5 protein-coding genes are annotated in these 4,338 nt (G+C 70.1%); all 5 read left to right on the top strand.

Translation table 11 applies throughout. The annotated features are described in order from the left end of the window. The first annotated feature begins 339 nt into the window (after window positions 1-339). The 5 genes from AC559T_RS08785 to AC559T_RS08765 all read left to right on the top strand — a co-directional run bounded on the left by AC559T_RS08785 (window position 340) and on the right by AC559T_RS08765 (window position 4,292). Window positions 340-732 (top strand): OmpA family protein, encoded by a 393-nt coding sequence (locus tag AC559T_RS08785; RefSeq protein ID WP_235013848.1) that lies wholly within the window; start codon window positions 340-342, stop codon window positions 730-732. Then, a complete protein-coding gene (locus AC559T_RS08780; RefSeq protein WP_498868392.1) occupies window positions 729-1,655 on the top strand; it encodes a hypothetical protein in 927 nt (308 codons plus the stop codon). The genes AC559T_RS08785 and AC559T_RS08780 overlap by 4 nt, the downstream gene beginning before the upstream one ends. A gap of 154 nt (window positions 1,656-1,809) precedes the next feature. After that, window positions 1,810-2,295: a hypothetical protein gene (locus AC559T_RS08775; protein ID WP_071065975.1), complete on the top strand. Its 486-nt coding sequence runs from the start codon at window positions 1,810-1,812 to the stop codon at window positions 2,293-2,295. Window positions 2,296-2,685: 390 nt separating this feature from the next. Continuing rightward, complete coding sequence (locus AC559T_RS08770) at window positions 2,686-3,765, top strand: hypothetical protein (protein ID WP_018500353.1); 1,080 nt, start codon at window positions 2,686-2,688, stop codon at window positions 3,763-3,765. Between the two features lie 170 nt (window positions 3,766-3,935). Then, window positions 3,936-4,292: a DUF2203 domain-containing protein gene (locus AC559T_RS08765; protein ID WP_235013850.1), complete on the top strand. Its 357-nt coding sequence runs from the start codon at window positions 3,936-3,938 to the stop codon at window positions 4,290-4,292. Window positions 4,293-4,338: the final 46 nt, after the last annotated feature.

Below are 4,338 nucleotides of genomic sequence, written 5' to 3'. Positions count from 1 at the left end.
CATCCGCGACCGGCACCCACCAGACCGATCCGCGACAAACATGATCGATACACGTCATACATCAACGCAACACGGATTAATCCCACGGTCGACACAACGCCCAAGCCTGGGCGACAGGGTGCTTTTCGGCACGGTTATGGTTGGCCCCGCACTTGCCGTTGGGGGCCGACCGTGTATCACGCGTTTCGCACCGCCGGACGTGCCGCGTCCAGGCGACGTCGGCGGTCCGGGGTTCCGGCGTGCGCGGCACTCGCGCTCACCGCCGTCCTCGGTCTCGCCTCAGCTTGCTCAAGTGACGCGGCCGCGTCCAGCTTCACCCCCGCGCCGCATGCCACAAGAGTGCCACCGTCAGTCGCTCCGGACCCGCTCCCGCCGCTGAGCAGCTTCATCACCCAGGCGGACGGCAGCCGGGTCTCGACCGTCAGCGCGGACTACCTCTTCGACGCCAACAGCGCCGACCTACGGCCCGAGGCCGCCACCGCGCTCGCCGGGATCGTTCCCCAGATCCGCGAGCACGACGGCCGCGTCGAGGTCGTCGGGTACAGCGACGGTCTCGGGTCCACGGAACACAACCTCGACCTCTCCCGCCGGCGCGCGGTGGCCGTCCAGGCCTACCTGACGAGCCAGGACATCCCGGCCTCGCTGCTCGAGGTCGTGGCCAAGGGCGAACAGGGCGCCACCGACGGGGTCGCGGACGCCAGCCGGCGCCGAGTGGAGATCGTGCTGCGATGACCGTGACGACAGCGACCACGACCACGACACCGGCGTCCCGGTCGGGGAACAGCGCGGCAGGGAACGCTGGGGACACCGCGGGGCCACCGCCGGGGACGTCCCGCCGCCGGGCCAGGGCGGGACGCCCGCGCGCCCGCGGAGCCGGTCTGCTCGCCGCCGCGCTGCTCACCCTGCCGCTGCTGACGTCCTGCGACGCGATGGACACGATGCTCGGGAAAGCGGCCGACGGCGCGCTCGACTGCACCCGCTACCAGGAGGACGCGCCCAAGGGCGGCGCCCCGCTGCTGATGCTCTACCTGGACGTCTCCGACAACTCACCGGAGAACGCCAGCCGTATCTCCGAGGGCCTGCGCCCCTATTTCGACGCCGCGCTGCGGGAGGGCCAGTACATCCGCCTCGTCGCCAGTGGCGGCGGGGACGCCGGACTGACCTCTTCGGACTGCCTCGACGGCGGAGCCGTCTTCAGGATCGACCGGAACAACGACACCCGGGAGGCGAAGGACCGCACCGCGGCGACCGACGCGCTCACCGAGGAGGTCGACCACATCGTGCAGGGCGAGCAGGTCCGCCCCACCGGCAGCGTCACCGGCCTGCTCTCCGGCGTGAACGACGAGATCGCCACGCTGCGGGCGGCGCCCGGCGTCGAGATCGGCGCGGTCACCGTCGTGGTCTGGAGCGATCTGCTCGGTACCGGTCAGGCCTCCGACTGCCTCAACGTGGACGGGAAGAAGGCGTCCGTCCAGATCGCGGAGGCCATGGTGCGCCGCTGCTTCTCTCCGGAGACCCAGCAGCTCACACCGATCGCGAACAGCAAGGTCCGCTTCATCGGCGTGAACGAGGGAGCGGCGACCAGGCCTCAGCAGGACATCGCCCGCTATCTCAAGGGCGAGCTGTGCCGACGGATCAGCAGTGACTGCGGCTGACGCCGCCCCCATCGCCCAACTGGGGGGTGCGCCGAGCCCGGGGATCGTAGCCACGCCCTCCACCGGGACGCACACCGCCGGACCACATACCGGCGGAACGCACACCGCGGTGCCGCGAATGCCCGTGGCCGACGCAACCGCGAGGAGACGACCCATGGGCCTGCTGTTCGAGCCCGAGGACCAACATTTCAGCCCGGCTCTCATGCGGTCGACCGTAGTGATCGTGACCTGCCTCGCCCTGCTCGCCGTCCTGGAGACCTGGGTCTGGCTGACCCTGTCGTCGCCGTTCGCCCGGGTGTCCGTCACCGGGTCGATGATCGTGACCGCGGTCAGCTTCTTCATCGCCGGCAACACCTTCCGCCTGCGCGACATCCGTCGCCGGGTCGGCAACCGCGCCCGCGCCGGCCGGATCGCCCCCATCGACGCGCTGTCAAGCCTGCCGCCGCGGGAGACCATCGCCCGCCGCTTCCTGCTCGGCGCGATCGGCGCCGTCGTCGGTGTCGGCACCCTCGTCCTGACCATGGTCTTCGCCGGTGACGAGACGGAGGGCGCCCGCGAGGCCATGGTCGCCTCGGTGCTCGGGATCGTCTGCGCGATGCTCTGTTTCGTGGGGGGAACCTTTGCCCGCCCGATCGACTGACGTTTTCCCGCCGCCGACCGCCGCAATCGTCGCCCGCGGAAAGGGCTGTTCTCCGCCCGGCCATCTTCCGCACCTCGGATGTTCGTTTTCGCCGGTCGGCCGCCTGTCCTCACCACCCGCGCTCACGCTTGCTCCTTCGCTGGCGGGTACGCTTGACCGCCCGCCTTCGCGGGTCGCCTTCACGGCCCGCCCTAACCGACTCACGACATCCCCGGCTACCCGACATCCCCGGATACCCGACCGCCCCGGCTTCACGTCCGTCCCAGGTTTCAAGGCCGTCCTGTTTTCTGAATTCTGAGGCTGACCGGACTCGACGAGGCCGTCCAGACCATCGAGGCCATCCGAACGAAGAGGCCGCCCGAACGAAGACACGGAAAGAGGGACCCTCAGGTGCTGCGCAGGGGAAATCGGCCGGGCCGTCTAGCCAAGCAGCTCATCCGTCAGGTCGGGGACGCCGACATCGCGCTGGCGGGGGCCGAGACCCGCCCCAAGGTCCTGAAGAGCCTGGAAGAAGCGGAGATCCAGGAGGTCCGCGCGGCCGTCCGCGCGGACGCCCGGACTCTGGAGGAGCTGATCGCCGAGCTCCGCATGGAGATCGACTCCAGGGCCGAGCGACGGGAACGCCGGACCGAACTGATCAAGAACAAGGTCGAGCAGGGCCGGCTCTGGCGCAGCGTCGGCATCCAGGAACGCATCCCGCAGATGCAGTTCGCGCCGGCCGTCCGCCACCTCATCCTGCTGGTGCTCGCCTCCCTCGACTTCTTCGTCTTCGCCGACGCCTACGGCGTGCTCACCGACGCCGCGGACTACGGCGTCAGCTGGTTCCTGGGCGGCATCCTGGGCATCGCGGTCTTCATCGCCGGGATGGTGCTCGCCCACGCGATCAAAAGCGCGATCCTGGCCCGGGCCCAGATCCAGCTCCTGAAGGCCGCGGACGTCGGCGAGGTCAAGATGGACCAGGAGGTCCGCGAACAGCTCGTCACCACCAGGACGTCGGCCCTCGCCCTCACCCTGACCTCGACGATCTTCCTGCTCCTGTCGATCGCGGGTGTGCTGGTGCGGATCCAGGGCGCGTCCGGCGACGGCGGCGACGGCCCGGCGATCCTCTTCACCGCGCTGATCCCGCTGGTGGCGGTGGCTGTGGAGCTCTACCTGCACGACCCGACCGAGCGCGACGAGCCGATGCCCAACGTCGTCGACCGTCGCCTGGAACGACGCCTCGCCAAGGCGGAACGGCGGCTGCGGATCGTCGCCGCGCAGGTCGAGGCCAAGGTCGCGAAAATCGAGAAGCTGTACCGGGTGGAGGAGACCATCCTCGACGTCGAGCAGCGCGACATGGGCATGCGCCACACCACCGACCTGGTCCTCGGCGGCGGTCACCAGATCCCGACCGTCGCGACGAACGGCCGCTCCGCCGAAGTCGACCGGGATCAGCTCGAGAAGACCATCAAGATGGCCCGCCGTTCCTGAATCCATCCTCCTCCGGCGGGCCCACCAGGCCCGGTGGCCCCGGTCGACGATCTCGGAGACGGGAGCCGCCCGGGGCCGTTTCCCGCGATCCACGAACGCGCGTGCCGGTCGGTGCCACCCGGCTGGGCCCGTTGACGTCCAGGCATGATGGACTGGACTGCGTGGACCAGATGTTCTCCGTGGACGAGGCCCGTGCCCTCATGCCCGAAATCCACGAACGCGCCGCCGAGTTCGTCGCACGGCGGGCGGACCTCACCGAGCTGAGCGCCGCGCTGGCGGATGGCGCGTCGTCCCCCAAAGGGGGACTCGCCGAGATGAAAGCCCTGCAGGCCTGGCTGTCCGAAGCGCTGGCCTGGTTCCCCGCCCGCGGCATCCAGGTCAAGGGCGCCGCCCCGCTACTGATCGATTTCCCCGCCATCCTCGAGGGCGAGAACGTGCTGCTGTGCTGGATCGAGGGCGAGCCGGATCTCGCCTGGTACCACCGGGCCGACCTTGGCTTCGCCGGCCGCCGCCCCCTTCCCAGCTGACCCAATATCCCCACCGCTCCAGATGTGTGGCGGGTGGGGGGGGGGG

This window comes from Frankia sp. Hr75.2, from assembly GCF_949319125.1.
GTDB classification, from domain to species: Bacteria; Actinomycetota; Actinomycetes; order Frankiales; family Frankiaceae; genus Parafrankia; species Parafrankia soli.
Note: the sequence above shows the minus strand (reverse complement) of the source record. Positions and strands in the feature narration are given on the sequence as shown.